Source organism: Duganella caerulea, from assembly GCF_040362985.1.
In the GTDB taxonomy this organism is placed as follows: domain Bacteria; phylum Pseudomonadota; class Gammaproteobacteria; order Burkholderiales; family Burkholderiaceae_D; genus Rugamonas; species Rugamonas vulcania.
This window is the reverse complement of the sequence record NZ_BPWJ01000021.1, coordinates 1-17,283: the sequence shown is the minus strand read 5'-3', so window position 1 is coordinate 17,283 and position 17,283 is coordinate 1. Positions and strand designations below refer to the sequence as shown.

Below are 17,283 nucleotides of genomic sequence, written 5' to 3'. Positions count from 1 at the left end.
GCGTCCGGCTTTTTTTCGCCCCTCACAAGCCAGATTCTGGTATTTACATGCCAATTTTGAGCATGATTTGGCTATGACGATGCCTGGAGCAGGCATCTTGCAAAGGGATCAGTTGCCGAGGAGCGTACGCAGGCCGCTGGCGCGCTGGGTGCGCTGAGCGATGGCGTCGAGCAGCACCTGGCTGTTCGGCGTGAGTAACGTAAAGTAGTCGCGGGCGCGCGTGATCCCGGTGTAAATCAGCTCGCGCGCCAGCATGCCACCGCTGTCTTTGGGCAACACCAACACCGTGTGCTGGAACTCGGAACCTTGCGATTTATGCACCGTCATGGCAAACGCCGTTTCGACATTTCTTAGCCGCGTGGCAAGAACGCTGCGCACATTATCGCCCTCCGAGAAGTACACGCGCAGCGCGCCGGGACGCGCCGGATCGGGCAAAGTCAGGCCGATATCGCCGTTGAAAACGCCGGTGCCGTAATCGTTGCGGGTGACCATGACCGGCCGGCCGACATACCATTCGCCGCTTCTGCGCAGCAATCCAGCCGATTGCAATCTTTGTTCGATGACATCATTCAATCCAGCAACACCCCACTCGCCTTCGCGCACGGCGCACAGGATCCGGAAGGTTTCAAAGCTCGTCAGCACGGATTTCACCCATGCAAGATGTACGATCTCCTCGCCTTCCGGCGCCCCGGATTTGATCATTTTGAGGTAAGTCTGGTAGCCGCCGGGAGCCCCGGCGCGGCCCGCCAAAGCCAGCTGAAGCAGGTCGGAAGATTGCGCTGGATCCATCCAGGCGACCTTGCCGTCGGTTCCGTCGCGCAATACTTGTAACGCGGAGGCAGCGTTTCCGGCATTCACAGCCAGCGCCAACGCGCCGATCGGACCGCCAAAACGCCGGCTTTCGCGCAACATCACTGTCTGCTGAGCAATGGGTCCGCCGTCGCCGGCGTAATTTTCAGGAATCTGCTGGCCGGTACTTGCTTGTACATAAGACAAAGTTTCCGACTCGTAGGCGCCCGCTTCCGCGTTGTGACAGAGGTCGCCCAGAACCGCGCCCGCCTCCACCGAGGCCAGCTGATCTTTATCTCCGAGCAAGATCAAGGTGGCTTCCGGCGGCAAGGCGGCCAGCAAAGCGGACATCATCTCCAGATGGATCATTGACGCCTCGTCAACAATCAACACATCCACTTCCAGCAAATTGCCGGCGTTGTGCTGGAACGCACGCGTACCCGGCCGGGCGCCAAGCAGGCTGTGCAGCGTCCGCGCGGCGCCCATGCGGGCGGCCAGTTCCCGCAATGGCAACGCGGTGCCGACTTTTTCGGCCAGATCGTCCAGCGCCGAGTCGATCGATTGCTTGAGGCGGGCCGCCGCCTTGCCGGTCGGCGCGGCCAGCGCCACGCGCAAACCGGACTGGCGTGCGCCGGCCGTCGCGAATAGCAAGGCCAGCAATCGCGCCACGGTGTAGGTTTTCCCGGTGCCGGGGCCACCGGTGATGATGCCCAGCTTGCCGCGCATGGCCACCGCGCAGGCGATTTTTTGCCAATCTGTGGCGCCGCCGCGCGGGGCGTGCGGGAACAAAATATCGAGCCAATGACGGATATCCGCAGTGCTCGTCTCGGCATCCGTGGCGATCAATCCGCCCAGCGCGCGGCCGCGTACGGCCTCGGCGACCAGCGTTTCGTCGCGCCAATAACGGCGCAGGTACAGGCGTTCACCATCCAGCACCAGCGGTTGCTGGAAATCCAGGTCGCCCACCGGCCAGACCTGGTCGCAGCCTGCCAGCAGCGCCCGCCAGGCGGCGGCGTTCCTGGGCCAGACGCCGGCGGCATCGCGCAGCGCGCGCCACTCATCGCTGGTCCAGCCAAGCTGGCCAGAGGGATCGCCCGCCAGCTCATCGAGCATCAGACAACTGTGGCCGCGCCCTTCAAGTTCGGACAACAGCACGCAAGCCGCCATCAATTGCGGGGAACTGGCTCCAACCGAGGCGATGAAGCGCGCAAATGCCCCGCTCAGGCGGCGCAGCTGGCCGTTTTCGGTCAGCGCGTCGACTTGCTCAAACAATGCTGTGGACGTTTCAATACTCATGCGGTGCCTCTGCTTGCGCTGCGCCGGACTCGTCCAGCAACCGGTCCAGCCCGGCCAACAAGACTGGATCGGGTTCTATCAGGTAACAACCGCGCGTTTGCGGATTCGCAATGCCGCGCAGGAAAAGGAAAATCGCGCCGCCCAGATGCTCGGCCGGATCGTATTCGTCGCCCAGTCGGCTCTGCAGCAGCCGGTGCAGCGCCAGCATGTAGATCGCGCCCTGGATGTCGTAGCGGTGCTCGGCCATCGCGGCCACCAGCGCCGGCTGGTGATAGGCGCCGTCGCCCGCGCCCAGCGCGTTCGATTTGTAGTCCAGCACCCAGAAACGGCCCTCGTGTTCGAACACCAGGTCGGCGAAGCCTTTCAGCATGCCGTGCAGCTGCCGCTCCGGCAGCGCCGGCCGCGCCACGCCGCCCAGCAGATGGGCGGCGCACAGGCCATCCAGCGCGCCGGTGCTCAGGCGCTCGCTGGGGAACCAGAACTCCATCTCCGGCAGCGGCGACTCGATGGCGCTCAGCGGCGCCTCCAGATACGGCAAGGTGGTGCGGGCGATTTCGCGCAGCCACGCCAGCGTGTCCTCCAGGCGGTTGCCCCAGCCGGCGCGCTCCACCCGCCGCGTCAGGCGCGATTCAAAATTCTCGTGATCGACGATGGCAAAGCCCTCCTGCCCCATCCACTCCAGCTGCTCGTGCAGGAAGTTACCCGGCACCGAGCCACGCGGGAAGCGGTGCCACGGCGCGTCTTCCACGCGGCCGGGCAGCGCGATGGCCGGCATGTCCGCTCCTTCCAGCAGGTTCTCCTGCAGACCGTCGCGCGGCACGGGCAAGGCCGGCGCGGCGCCGCCGATCGTGCCGGTCGGCCCGGTGCGGCGCGCCAGCGAACTGAAACTGCCCACCGACCAGTCACGTTCGAAACGTCCTGCATAAAGCTGCGGCTCCAGCAACGGCGGGCGTTCTTCCACGCGGCTCAGTCGCGTGAACTGCTGCATCGCCATCTCCAGCGTCTCGATGCTGATGCCATCGCAGCCTTTGCAGGCGTGGCCCCAGCGCTCCATCATCAGGTCCGACGGCAGCGCTTCGCCGCCGGTCAGCAGATAGCCCAGCGCCGATTCGTGCAGCGTGTTGTCGCCGGCCTTGCGGGCGGCCAACGCCGTCACGCCCAGCCACAGGAAGTGGCGCGCGCGCGTGAGCGCCACGTACAGCAGGCGCAGGTCCTCCTGCAGGCGCGCGCGCTCGACCAGTTCCATCGCGGTGTCGGTCAGCGCCATGTCGATCTGGCGCACGCCATCGTCGCCGCTGAATTCGAAGAAGCTGCGGTTGCGCCGCTCCACCTTGCGCGCCGTGACGGCGAACGGCAAGTACACCAGCGGATACTCCAGCCCCTTCGATTTGTGGACGGTGACTACCTTGACCAGCTCCGCATCGCTTTCCAGCCGCAGCACACGCTCATCGCCCGCGCCCTCTCCACCTTCGATCTGCTCGGCGAGCCAGCGTATCAGCGCTTGTTCGCCATCCAGCTGGCGGCTGGCCGATTGCAGCAGCTCGGCCAGATGCAGCAGGTTGGTCAGGCGCCGTTCGCCGCCCGGCTGCTGGAGCAAGGCCGCCGGCAGTTTCAATTCGTGGATGAAGCGGCGCAGCATCGCCAGCACGCCCTGTCGCTGCCAGACAATGTGCAGTGCCTTGAGCTGCTCGACGCGCGCCTCCCACGCCAGTTCATCGGACGACAGCTGCGCCAGTTCCGCCAGCGGCAAGCCGGCGGTGCGTGTGGCGAAGGCGGCCCGCGCCAGCGCACCGTCGAGCGGACTGGCAACCGCCGACAGCCAGCGCAGTACGTCGGCCGCTTCCTCGCTGTCGGTGACGGAATCCTTGTCCGACAAATAGACGCTGGCGACCTGGCGCCGTTGCAGCGCACGGCGTATGGCGGCGGCCTCCTTGCGGTCGCGTACCAGCACGGCGATGTCGGCCGGCTGAAGGCGCACAAAGCCCTTCGGGCCGTCGAAGCCCGCGCGTTCGTCGTTGAGCTGCGCGACGATATGCTCGGCGCAGTGCCAGGCGAAGAATTCGCGGTAGCTGTCCGCCTTCAGGTCCTGCGCGGAGCTGCAGGCGATGACCAGCGCCGGCACGTCGCCGTCGGCGTTGACCATGCGCTCATTGCGTCCCTTGGCGCCGACCGCTTCGAACGGCAGCGGATTCTCGCGCGTGCCGGGATCGCGGAAGCGGAAGGCGCCGCGTCCGAAGCCGCCTTCCGCCGGCTGGCCCTCGGCGTACATGAACAGGTGGTTGACCGCATCCACCACCGGCTTGGTCGAGCGATAGTTGGTGCCCAGCTGGTAGTGGCGGCCGGCGGTGGCCTTGCGCGCGGACAGGTAGCTGTGGATATCGGCGCCACGGAAGCCGTAGATCGACTGTTTGGGATCGCCGATCAGGAACAGGCCCGTCTCGGGATCGTTGTCCGCCACGCGGTACAGCAGGTTGAAGATCTGGTACTGGTTGGGCGCCGTGTCCTGGAATTCGTCGACCATCGCCACCGGATACTGGTCGGTGATGCGCTTGCGCAGCGCGGCGGCGTTCTCGCCTTGCAGCGCGGCGTTCAGGCGGTCCAGCATATCGGCGAAGCCGAACTGGCGGCTGCGCTTCTTCAATTCGTCCATGCGCCTGGCGACCGCGCCGGCGGCGTGCCGGTACAGCGCATGCGACAGCGGCTCGATCTCGTCCAGCGCCTTCTTCAGCGGCTCGGTGGCCTCGAAGTCCTCGGGGATCGTGGCCGTGTAGCCTTTCGAGTAGGCGTCTTCCAGGCCGTGCGGCGTCAAGCGCTTCCAGGCGGTGTCCGAGATGTCGGGCATGACCATGGCGGCATCGTCGGCCCATGCGCGCAGGCCGTTGAACCAGCTGACCAGCGACTCGGCGCGCATCTTGTTCCCGTTGAAGCACTTCGGCGAGAGCACCCGTTCCGTGGCGATCCACTGCTCCATGCGGTTGGCGCGCTCCACCCAGCCGGCCTTCAGGTGCGCCAACTGCGCCTGCTGCTCGCGCTGGACGGCGGCGATCAGCTCACCCAGCGATTCGATCTGCGCGCCATCGCCAATGATGTCGGCGCGTTTGACCAGCTCCCGTATGGAGCGCTTCAACGCGCCCACGTCGCCCCAGCATGACAGCAGCGCCTCTAGCGAGACCGCATTCAGTGGATAGACCTGCTGGCGCCAGTAATCGTGCGCGGCGTCCTCGAACAGGGTCTGCTCGTCGCTGACCAGCTCCTCGTCGAACAGGCTGCCGCTGTCGAAGGCGTGCTCGCGCAGCATGCGCTGGCACCAGGCATCGATGGTGAAGATCGCCGCCTCGTCCATCGTCTCCGCCGCAAGCATCAACCGGTGCGCGGCCTGCTGCTGCTCGCTGTGGCTTGGGTAGGATTCAAGGATCGCATCCAGATAATCGTCGCGCGCTACGCCGCTGCCCGCGCCCAGGCCCATGGCCGAATAGCCGCGGAAATAGGCCGCCGCCTCCACCAGCCGCTCGCGCACGCGGTTCGACAGCTCGCGCGTGGCGGCGCGGGTAAATGTCATCACCAGGATATCGGCCGGCAGCAAGGGACGGCGATAGGCATCGTCGCCGCCATGGCCCAGCACCAGCCGCACGTACAGCGCGGCGATGGTCCACGTCTTGCCCGTGCCGGCGCTGGCCTCGATCAGGCGCGAGCCGTGCAGCGGGAAGCTCAGCGGATCAAGTGAGTTGGCGGTGTTGCTGCTCATGCTGAGTCCTCGCCGTCGATGGCGTCTATCGTGATATGTTGTTCCAGCCAGTCCGCCAGCGGGCCGTAAAGCGCTTGCGAGACGTCGGCAAAATCCGGCTCGGCGCTGAGGGCCGCGAAGTCCGGCCACAGGCGCGCAAGGCACAGGTCCTCGTTCTCGCCGGAGATTTCAAAGCCGCCGTCGTACACGGCACGCGCGTCGCCGCCCTGTGCCAATGCCAGCGCGGTTTTGCAGGCGGTCGGCAACGGACGGTTCATGCCGTCGCACCACAGGCAGACCAGCTCCCGCAAGGCTTCCAGTGCATCGGCCTGCGCCAGCGGTTTCATGGTAACGATAGCGTCGCGCGCCACCAGGAAGCCCGCGACAGGCATGCCGGCCGCCGACACCGCCAACTGGCGCAGCCACATGGCGATCAATTTGTCGCCGCGCGGCTTGCCCTGCTTGTCCGTCACCTTGGACGACATCTGCGCCAGCCACACGGTCTCGCTGCCGTTGCTGCGCAGTTGGTCGATCCAGTCGTCGATCTGCACGCCGGCCAGCTGGAGGCTCAGAGCCACCTTGGATCCGGTCAGAGGATAGCGCTCGCGCAGCGTCAGCCACGCGCAGCGCACCGGCACCAGCGCCTGCACCAGCTGATGCTGGTACTGCTGGCCGATCAGGCCTATCGGCAGCACGCCTTCCCGCGCAAGGCGTTCTGCGCGTTCGGTCATCTTGTCGTAGACCTGGTGCAGCTCCTCGGCTTCAGCACCGTCGTCCAGCATCGTGTCTTCGAGCAGATAGCGTTCCAGGGCGTTCAGCGAGAACGGCTCCTCGTCCTCGCCCACCAGCGCGGCTTCGCCGAACATCACGCCCAGGCGCTGGCGGAAGAAGAAGCGCACCGGCTGGCGCATGAAATTGTTCAGGCTTATGAGCTTGAGGCGGAATTTGTCGTCGATGTCGAACGGCGGCAGTTCAGCGGCGACGGCGTCGCCGGCTTCCTCGCCGTGCGCCTCGCGCCATTCGCGCGCGTAGGTTAGCAGGCCGCCGTCCTCGAAGTACCGGCGGCTGAACGGCTGCAGCGCGTGCTCCGTGGTGCGCGCGTGCGGGTCAAGCGGCCAGCCGTTGACCAGGTAATCGCGCAGTTGCGACACCAGCACCGACGGCGGCTGCTCGCTGTTGTCGCGCACATTGCGTCCGACCCAGCTGATATACAGCTTGTCGCGCGCGGCCAGCAGCGCCTCCAGCATCAGGTAGCGGTCGTCGTCACGGCGCGAGCGGTCGCCCGGCCGCGCCATGCCCGGCTGCGCCAGCAGGTCGAAGTCGGCCTTGGGCGCGCGGCGCGGGAAGTCGCCGTCGTTCATGCCCAGCAGGCAGACCACGCGGAACGGCACCGCGCGCATCGGCATCAGCGTGCAGAAGGTCACGCCGCCGGAGACGAATTGATGGTTCAGCGTCGGCTCGTCCAGAAGGCCCATCCACGCCTCGCGCAGCACGGCCAGCGGCACGGCTTCGTCGTATTGGGCACCTTCGCAGGTCTCCAGCCAGTTGTTGAGCGCATCGTCCAGCTGCGCCAGCGTCAGGCGGTCGCCCTCCTCGCCGGTCTTGAAGAAGGCCGCCAGCAGCGCGCGCGCCTGCACGCCCCATTCAGCCGGCGTGTGGGATTGCGCAAGCACCTCGCGCCAGTGCAGCAGCGCCTCGACCAACTGCGCCAGCGATCCGGCCAACGCCGCATCCAGCCCACCCACTTCACCATAAGCCTCGATGCCGGCGAAGGCCGCATTCTCGCCGCTGGCGTAACCCAGCAGCATGCGGCGCACGCCGAACAGCCAGGAATTCTGCTCGCCCGCCGCGCCCAGGCCAAGGCCGGCGCGGTGTTCGGTATCGAGGCCCCAGCGCACGCCGGCGCCCTCGATCCACACGCCCAGCGTCGGCAGGTCGTCTTCGCCCAGCCCGAAGCGCGCGGCCAGCGCCGGCACGTCCAGCAGGTCGCGCACCTCGCTCTGGCGGCAGCGCTGCTGCGGCAATCGCAGCAGCCACTCCAGCGCCACCAGCAGCGGATTGACGCTGCGGTCGTTGACGTCGCCGATCTCGAACGGGATGTAGCGCGGATCGCTGCGGCGGTGCTGCGCGAACACCGCGTGGATGGCGGCGGTGAAGGTGTCGATGTCCGGCACCATCACCACCACGTCGCGTGGACGCAGCCCGCTGCCGTCGGCGAACATGGCCAGCAGCTGGTCGTGCAGCACCTCGACTTCACGCTGCACGCTGTGGGTGACGTGGAATTCGATGGAGCGGTCGTCGTCCGGTGGCGGCGTTTGCGGGTGCTCCGACAGGGGCAGCAGGTCGCGGATCGCCGCCTGCACCTGCGACAGTAGCGTGCCGTTATCGCCTTCGCTGAACAGATCGATGCGCAGCGGCGCTACATCATCGTTTTCGGCTGCAGCAGCGGCCGAGGCTTCGTCGAACTCGTCCAGCATGCGGATAAAGTCGCGGCCCTGCCGCCCCCAGCTGGCCAGCAGCGGATGGCTATGCGCGTGCAGCTCCTCCAGCGGAATCGCGCCCAGGTCCTGGCCGTTGCGCAGCTGCTGCCTGCGATGCGCGGAGCGCAGCAGGTCGCGCCCTTCGATGATGTCACCCCAGTAGAACTGGCAGGGATTGGGCACCGCCAGCACCACCTGCGTGTAGCGCGCCAGCGAGGCCAGCGCCTGCAGGCTTTGATACGGCAGCGCGGAGACGCCGAAGATCACGATGCGGCGCGGCAGGCGGCCCAGCGGCTCCTCGCCCGCCGCGCTGGCGCGCACGAATTCGGTGTGGACGGTGGCGCGGCCCAGCTCCCGCTCGTGCGGTTCGACGTCGTCGATCACGGCGCGCCACAACTGGCCTTGCCAGCGCTGGTCCTCCGGCAGCGGCTGCGCTTCGTTGCGAGCGTTGCGCAGCTGGTCGCGGCCATGCGCCCAGTCGTCCAGCCAGTCGGCGCGATAGACCTGGTATTGATCGAACAAGTCGGCCAGGCGTTCGGCCAGTTGCAGCCTGCGCTCCGCCTCGCCGTCGGCCAGGAAGTGGCGCAACGGCGTGAACACGGGATCGGCCAGCAAGGTAGGCAACAGGCGCATCAGGCGCCAGGTCAGCGGCCCCTTGTCGAAGGCCGAGCGCACCGGCACGCGCTCGCGCCCCAGCATGCCGCGATAGGTCTCCCACAGGAAGCGCGCCGGCAGCGCCACACGGGTGGCCGCGCAAACCCGCATTTCCTCGGCCAGCGCGATCTTCAGCCATTCGGCCACGCCGTTCGACTGCACCAGGAAGATGTCGGATTCGAGCGCGCCCAGCGGATGATTGCGCAGCCATTGGAACACCGCCGCGCGCAGCTGCTCCATTTGATTACCGTGCAAAATCAGCAGGCCGGGGGTGATGCTCGAACGCATAGGGCTCTTCGTGGGTATGAAGCCCGTATTATCGCTCTAGCCGGGATCGTAGGCCAGTAGTTCCTGCTCCATGCGCTCGTCCAGCGCCGCCAGCATGGCGTGCAGCTGCTGCACCAGCTGGCGCGCGTTGGCGCAATCGGCGTCGTGGCGCACTTTTTCCAGCGCCAGGCACAGGTTCCCGAAGCGCATCGCACCGACCGCGCGGGCCGAGGATTTGATGCGGTGCCCCAGTTCGGAAAGGTGCGCCAGGTCTTCCTGCGCCAGCGCGGCGTCGACCTCCCGCATGCCGTCGCGGGCCGATTCCAGGAACAGCAAGGCGTACTTGCGCATCTTGTCGGCCTTGCCGCCGAAGGTCAGGGCCAGCGCGGCCACGTCCAACAGCTCCGCCTCCTGCGGCAACGGCTCCGGCGCCGACGGCGTCACGTCTGCTTGCGCGGCGATCGGCGTCGCTCCAGGCTCCATCGACAGCGCCTGCGGCTGCAACGGCGCGGCTGCGCCATCGGCCATGGTGAAGTACGACGGCGGCGGCGGCGCCAGCGGCCGCGCGAAGCTGGCCGCGCGCGCCCGTTGGCTCATCCACTTGGACAGCATGTTGAACAGCAGCTTGGGCGCGATCGGCTTGGTGACAAATTCGTCCATGCCCGCGCCGAGGCAGCGTTCCTGGTCGTCGCGGCCGGCGTTGGCGGTCATCGCGATGATCAGCGTGGCCGACAACTTGGGATGGGCGCGGATCAGGCGCGTGGTTTCGTAGCCGTCCATGACCGGCATCTGCACGTCCATCAGCACGCAATCGAAGCGCTCCTTGAGCAGCAGGTCGATCGCCTCCTTGCCGTTGTTGGCCACGCACACGGTGGCGCCGGCGTCCTCCAGCAGTTCCTGGCCCACCTGCTGGCTGAAGATATTGTCCTCGACCAGCAGGATGGAGGCGCCGCGTATGCTGTCCAGCACATCCGGTTGCACCGATTCGTCGCTGGCCTGGAGCAGGCTGACGCCCTTGGCCAGCCGCGCCGTGAACCAGAAGGTGCTGCCGGCGCCCGGCCGGCTCTCGACACCCACGCCGCCGCCCATCAACTCCGCCAGCTGCTTGCTGATGACCAGCCCCAGACCGGTGCCGCCGTAGCGGCGCGTGGTCGACGTGTCGGCCTGGTGGAAGGATTGGAACAGCTGCTCCAGCTGCTCGGGCGACATGCCGATGCCATGGTCCTCGACCTCGAAGCGCACCAGGATATGGCCATCGCGCTCCTCCAGCGGCCGCGCGCGCACATACACCTTGCCGTTCTCGGAGAACTTGATGGCGTTGCTGGTGAAGTTGAGCAGCACCTGCTCCAGCCGCAGCGGATCGCCGCGCAGCTGCTGCGACAATCCCGGCCAGATCTCGTACACCAGCTCCAGCCCCTTGGCCGCCGCGCTCTCGCCCAACTGGCTGGACATGTTGGACAGCAGCGAGTCAAGCGAAAAGTCCAGCACCTCCAGGTCCATCTTGCCCGCTTCGATCTTGGAGAAATCCAGGATGTCGTTGATGATGCCCAGCAGGTGCTGGCCCGAATGATAGATCTTCTGCAGGTAGTCGCGCTGCTTGGGATGCGTGACCGACTTCAGCGCCAGGTGGGCCATGCCGATGATGCTGTTCATCGGCGTGCGGATCTCGTGGCTCATGTTGGACAGGAAGTCGCTCTTGGCCTGGTTGGCGATGTCGGCTTCCTCCTTCAGCTTATGCAGCTCGGTGACGTCGGTCGACAGGCCGATGACGGCCGTGACGGCGCGGTCGATCTCCACCGGCACCTTGACGGTCCACAGGTGCTGCACCACGCCGTCGCGGCCTACGTAGCGCGTCTCGCCGGAGCGCTTGACGTTGTCGGCGAATACAGGCCGCTCCTGCGCCCACGCCGCGTCGGCCACGGAGGTCGGCATCAGCTCGCGATCGAGCTTGCCGACGATCTGCTCAACCGGTAGCCCCATCGAATCGGCCATCTTGGCGTTGACGTAGATGTAGCGGCGCTTCTGGTCCTTCATGTAGACGTGGGCGTCGACGTTGTTGAGCACCGTGTCGAGCAGCACGCCCTGCTTGAGCGCGCGCCGGCGCGAGGTGTACAGCACGAAGAAGTAGCTGTACAACAGCATGGTGCCGGCGAAGCCGGTCAGGCCGGCGATCCACGGAAAATACACATCGAAGCCGGTCAGCAAATCGGTTTTCCTGACCTGGAACTGCGCCTTCCACAGGCTGCCGTTAAAATCGATCGGCAGCACCGATTCGTAGTATTGCCCCTTCGCCGCCGGCGGGATCGGCGAGTCCTGCACCGTGCCGTTATCGTTGAACAGCAGATGGTCGCTATTTTCGATCACCAGGCGGCGCTGCTCGACGTCCTTGCTGCCGTCCGCGTACAACATCAGGCGCACCTGGCGCACGGTCATCTCGTCGATCGCGCCCTGCACCAGCTTGGGCACGCTGAAGCCGATGCCCACCGATCCGAGATAGGCGGCGCGCCGGCCCGCCACGTCGGCCACCGGCATGTTGCGGCGGTAGACCGGCAAGCGGATGCCCAGGCCGATGTGCGGCGTCGGATGCTGGACCACGATAGGCTGGCCCGATGCGATCACCTGGCCGCTGTCGCGCGACGCCGCCACCATTTTTTCGATCGCCGGATTGGCCGTCACATCGACGCCCATTTTCTCGCCCAACATCAGCGCCGGCTCCAGATAGGTCAGCACCGAATAGTGCGGGCGGCGGCCGGGCGGCTTGATATCGAACGCCGGATAACCCTGCGGCGACAGGCTGCGGTCCGCGCGCACGCGAGCGATGAAGGCGTCGCGCTGGTCGTCGCTGACCAGCGGCGCCCAGGTCACCGCCTCGATCGCCGGGAAGTGGCGCGGAATCTCCAGGCTGGCCACGTACTGGTGGAACTGCAGGCGTGTCAGATCATCGCTGGTCTGGAACAGCGCCACCAGCCCGCGCGTCAGATCGGAATACGATTTGATGCGGGCCGAAATACCGTACTGCGTGCTGCGCGCCAGATTCTCGAAACGCTGGCGGGCGTCATCGTCGACCGTCTTGGCCGCGGAGCCATACAGGGCAGCGCCAACGGCCAGCGCCAGCACGCCGCCCGCCAGCCAGAACAGCAGGCGGGGGCTGCGGACCGCTTCCGTCGCGTTACCCGATTTCAGCATGCGCGATCACTTTTGGTCGATATATTGGCGGAAAATTTTGCATCACAGCAGCATACTATTAATGCCGCTTGGGAACCAGTGAAACAATTGGAGAGAATTGCTCCGATAACCTTTCAAAATTAAAGGGAACCTTATGCGATAAGGCGCGCTCTAAAAGATGAGGCCGGCAACCTGCCGGTGTTGCGGGAGACTCATCATGCGCGCGCCATCCATCTCAGCGATTTTATTCGCAAGTATCCTTTGCATTCCGGCGGCCAGTCATGCGACGACTGGCGACCACCATGAATTCAACGCCTGGCTGGAGGCGCCCTTCCGCGCCGACGCGCTCGGGGCGCGCACGCTGACGCTGCATTTTTCCGCGCCCGACCCGCAAGCCGGCGGCACGCTGCGGTGGCGCCTCACCCTGCTGTCGCCGGACGGCCGCGCGCTGCGCAACTGGCGTGGCACGCGGCAACCGGACAAACCGGCCGGCCCCGTGATGCTACGCTGGCGCACGCCGCCGACGCTGCGCGACGGCGTCTACAGCCTGCGCTTGCGCGCCAGCGCCGGCGATGGCCCCACGATCGAGCAGAGCTGGAACGTGGCGGTGGGCGCGGGGCCATTGGCGTCCCCGATGACGCCGCCGGCCGGCGACACCCTGCCCTACGCCGTCTACCTGGGCAACCTGCACAGCCAGACCAGCCACAGCGACGGCGGCGGTCCGCTGGACCACTGCACCGGCGCGCAGCCGCCGCAAAGCACGGCGCTGGGGCCGCTGGACGCCTATGCCTACGCCCAGCAACACGGACTGGATTTCCTGATGACATCCGAGCACAACCACATGTACGACGGTTCGGACGGCACCAACAGCGCGGCCGACCCGGCCGCCGCCAAGGCCTTGTACCAGAGCGGCCTGGAGGCGGCCGCCGCCTGGAACCAGGCCCATCCGGCATTCCTCGCCATCTATGGCCAGGAATGGGGCGTCATCAACAAGGGCGGCCACCTGAACATCTTCAACAGCGGCGAACTGCTGGGCTGGGAACGCAACGCCGCAGGCGAGCTGATCGCCGACACCGAAACGCCCAAGAGCGACTACGCCTTCCTGTACCGGCTGATGCGCGAGCGCGGCTGGTTCGGCCAGTTCAACCATCCGCAGGACGACCAGTTCGCCATCGGCGGCAAGCCGCTGGCCTGGAACGCGGACGGCGACCAGGCCATGCTGCTGTGCGAAGTGATGAACAGCAGCGCCTTCTCGTCCCGCAGCGACGAGGGCGAGACCCACCTGAGCAACTTCGAGCCGGCCTGCAACAAGCTGCTGGAGGCCGGCTACCACCTGGCTTTCAGCAGCGACCAGGACAACCACTGCGCCAACTGGGGCAGCGCCTACAGCAATCGCACGGGCGTGCTGATGCCGCCCGGCGCGCCGCTCAACGCCGCCGGACTGCTGGACGCGCTGCGCGCCCGTCGCGTATTTGCCACGATGGACAAGAACGCCCAACTGGTGCTCACCGCCAACGGCCACCTGATGGGTGAACGCATCGTCAACAGCGGCAGGTTGACCTTGCAGGCGAATTACGCCAGCAAAACCGGCCACGCCATGGCCGCCGTCACCATCTTCCAGGGCGTACCGGGGCGCAACGGCACGGTCACGGCGCTCAGCAACAAGCCCCTGAGTGTGATCCGCCCGGCCGCCGGCGAGCATTTTTATTACGCCAGGGTGACCCAGGACGATGGCAAAATGCTGTGGAGCGCACCCATCTGGGTCAGCCAGCGCGGGCGCAATCGTGCGCTGGGGAAAATTGAGTTGCGATAATATTTTTGCTGGTAAAAAATATTTCGCAGGACGATTGTCAGATTGATAAAATGAGGCTTTCACCATTCTTTGGCAGAGCCCGATTTTGCTTGACTCCCGGACACACAAGAGTATCTTTTACCTAACAGACACAGTGCGATTGCCCGACACCTCAACCGTTCAGCTAGCCGTGCCTATTCCCAAAGTCCTCCTCGTCAACGACGACCCGGCCAGCCTGTACGCGCTGGAAAGCTTGCTGTCGGAGGCGGCCGACCAGCATGTCTATGAGCTATTGACGGCGGGATCCGGCAAGGAGGCGCTGCGCCAGGTGTTGTTGCACGAATTCGCCGTGATCCTGCTCGATGTCAGCATGCCCGGCATGGACGGCTTCGAGACGGCCGAGGCGATCCACTCCCATCCCCGCTCGGCCAGTGTGCCGATCATCTTCATCACCGCGCACTACGCGGACGAAATCAACCGCCTCAAGGCCTACCAGAAAGGCGCGGCCGATTACCTCTTCACGCCGGTGATACCGCAAATCCTGCAGGCCAAGGTGGCGGTGTTTGTCGAGATGACGAAGAAGAATATCCTGCTGCGAAAAAAGAGCGAGCAGCTGGCGCGCCTGAACCAGGACCTGCGCGTGCAGCGCCTGCAGGACCTGGAGCGCATCAACGCCGAACTGGAACAGGAAATCAAGGACCGCAAGCAGGCCGAGTCGCGCGCCCACGAGCTCTCCACCCGCGACGCGCTGACCAACCTGGTCAACCGCCGCGCCCTGATCCAGCAGCTGGAGCACGCCGTCGCCACGTCGGACCGCAGCGGCGCCGGCTTCGCGCTGCTGTTCCTCGACCTGGATAAATTCAAGCAGATCAACGACACCTACGGCCACGAAGCCGGCGACGAACTGCTGCGGCAGGTATCGGCGCGGCTGACGGCGGCGGTGCGCGTGGCGGACGTGGTGGCGCGCCTGGGCGGCGACGAATTCGTGGTGCTGATCGAAGGCCGGGCTGCGGCGGCCAATGCCGCGCGCGTGGCGCGCAAGATCGAACTGGCCTGCGCCCTGCCCTTCGAGATCGGCAGCAATCGCCTGAAGACCGCGGCCAGCATCGGCATCGCCATCTATCCGCAGGACGGCGCCAACGCGCAGGCGCTGATGAAAAACGCCGACACCGCCATGTACCACGCCAAGCAAAACAACGCCGGGCCGGTGCAGTTCTTCCACGAAGAGCTCAATGTACGCGAGCGCGAACGCGAACAATGGGCGCTGGAGCTGCGCAAGGCGCTGGCCGCCGGCCAGCTGGAACTGCGCTATCAGCCGCAGGTCGATATCGCCACCGGCCGCACCGTCGGCGCCGAGGCCCAGCTATACTGGCGCCATGCCGGCAAGGGCTTGCTGGAGGCCGGGCAGTTCCTGCCCTTCGTGCAGGAACGCGGGCTGCTGGACCGCGTCGACACCTGGGTCATCACGCAGGCCTGCGCGCAGGCCGCGTTGTGGCAGCCGGTGGCTATACCCGCCGATGGCGCGGTGCCGTGCATCTGGATCAACCTGGCCACGCCGCAGATCAACGCCGACCTGCCGCAAACGCTGCTGCCGGCGATCCGCAAGCACCGGCTGCCGCCGGGCAGCATCGGCGTGGAGCTCAACGAGAAGCAGCTGCAAGGCGCGGCCGAGCCGCTGACCCAGTTGCTGCTGCAATTGCAGGCCGGCGGCGTGCGCGCCGCGCTTGACGATTTCGGCAGCGCGCGCTCCTCGCTGGCCGCCTGCAAACGCTGGCAGCTGAACGTGTTGAAGATAGACCGAAGCTTCATCCACGCCATCGGCAACGATGAAGGCGGCACCGACATCGTCGCCGCCGTCATCCACCTGGCCCGCGCGCTCGCGATGCGGATCGTGGCGATGGGCGTCGACGAACCCGCGCAGCTCGACGTGCTGCGCGCGCTGGGCTGCGACAGCTGCCAGGGCGACCTGTTTTCCCCGCCGCTGACCGCGGCGGCATTGATCGAACAAGCGGAAGCCAGACAACACGCCACCGCCATCCCTACCCATTCCCTCCTAAACGACGAGGATTAAGCCGATGAACAATATGACCGACATGGGCGAGCAGGTCGACGCCAAGCGACTGCTGGCGACCTTGATGGCGCTGAAGAAGGGCGACTTCACGGCACGCATGCCATCCGACTGGACCGGCATGGCGGGCAAGATCGCCGACACGCTCAACGAGATCATCGAGACCAAGGAAAAAATGGTGTCGGTGGTGACGGAGGTGAGCCGCGTGGTGGGCCGCGAAGGCCGCCTGACGCAGCGCGCGCAGGTGCCCAACATGGCCGGCGGCTGGGCCTCCATCATCAGCGCGGTCAATGCGCTGATCGACGACCTGGTGCGCCCCACCACCGAGATGGCGCGCGTGATCGGCGCCGTGGCGAAGGGCGACCTGTCGCAGACCATGGCGCTGGAGGTGGACGGTGTGCCGCTGAAAGGCCAGTACCTGCGGGCCGCCACCACGGCCAACACCATGGTGGAGCAGCTGTCGTCGTTCTCGTCCGAGGTGACGCGGGTGGCGCGGGAGGTCGGCACCGAGGGTAAGCTGGGCGGCCAGGCGCAGGTGAAAGGCGTGGCCGGCACCTGGAAGGACTTGACCGACTCGGTGAACTCGATGGCGGGTAACTTGACATCACAGGTGCGTAACATCGCCGAGGTGACCACGGCGGTGGCGAATGGCGACTTGTCCAAGAAGATCACGGTGGACGTGCGCGGCGAGATCCTGCAGCTGAAGGACACCATCAACGTGATGGTGGACCAGTTGCGCTCCTTCGCGTCGGAGGTGACGCGGGTGGCGCGCGAGGTGGGTACCGAGGGTAAGCTGGGCGGCCAGGCATATGTGCCGGGCGTCGGCGGCACCTGGAAGGACTTGACCGACAACGTGAACTTCATGGCGTCCAACTTGACGGGCCAGGTGCGTAACATCGCGGCGGTGACCACCGCCGTGGCGAACGGCGACTTGTCGAAGAAGATCACGGTGGACGTGAAGGGCGAGATCCTGGAACTGAAAAACACCATCAACGTGATGGTGGACCAATTGAACTCCTTCGCATCCGAGGTGACGCGGGTGGCGCGC

General features: G+C 66.1%; 7 protein-coding genes. 3 read left to right on the top strand and 4 right to left on the bottom strand.

Features of this window, described 5'->3' with window-relative positions; translation table 11 throughout:
- Positions 1-108: 108 nt before the first annotated feature.
- From recD to ACUJB0_RS31115, 4 genes are read right to left on the bottom strand one after another with little or no spacing between them, the layout of a single operon-like run.
- Entirely contained in the window at positions 109-2,085 is a 1,977-nt protein-coding gene (recD, locus tag ACUJB0_RS31130; RefSeq protein ID WP_444848644.1) for an exodeoxyribonuclease V subunit alpha, read from the bottom strand.
- Complete coding sequence (gene recB, locus ACUJB0_RS31125) at positions 2,075-5,830, bottom strand: exodeoxyribonuclease V subunit beta (protein WP_444848643.1); 3,756 nt, start codon at positions 5,828-5,830, stop codon at positions 2,075-2,077. Before recB ends, recD begins: the two co-directional genes overlap by 11 nt.
- Positions 5,827-9,231, bottom strand: a complete 3,405-nt coding sequence (gene recC / locus ACUJB0_RS31120; protein WP_444848642.1) for an exodeoxyribonuclease V subunit gamma — start codon at positions 9,229-9,231, stop codon at positions 5,827-5,829. Before recC ends, recB begins: the two co-directional genes overlap by 4 nt.
- A gap of 36 nt (positions 9,232-9,267) precedes the next feature.
- Positions 9,268-12,396, bottom strand: a complete 3,129-nt coding sequence (locus ACUJB0_RS31115; RefSeq protein WP_444848641.1) for a CHASE domain-containing hybrid sensor histidine kinase/response regulator family protein — start codon at positions 12,394-12,396, stop codon at positions 9,268-9,270.
- A 196-nt stretch (positions 12,397-12,592) separates the two neighbouring features.
- On the opposite strand from ACUJB0_RS31115, the gene ACUJB0_RS31110 reads away from it, so the two are divergent.
- The 3 genes from ACUJB0_RS31110 to ACUJB0_RS31100 all read left to right on the top strand — a co-directional run.
- On the top strand, positions 12,593-14,188 hold the full coding sequence (locus tag ACUJB0_RS31110; RefSeq protein ID WP_444848640.1) for a CehA/McbA family metallohydrolase: 1,596 nt from the start codon (positions 12,593-12,595) through the stop codon (positions 14,186-14,188).
- A gap of 169 nt (positions 14,189-14,357) precedes the next feature.
- On the top strand, positions 14,358-16,238 hold the full coding sequence (locus ACUJB0_RS31105) for a putative bifunctional diguanylate cyclase/phosphodiesterase (protein WP_444848639.1): 1,881 nt from the start codon (positions 14,358-14,360) through the stop codon (positions 16,236-16,238).
- Between the two features lie 4 nt (positions 16,239-16,242).
- Positions 16,243-17,283 (top strand): HAMP domain-containing protein (locus ACUJB0_RS31100; RefSeq protein WP_444848638.1); only part of this gene is annotated, 1,041 nt, incomplete at its 3' end.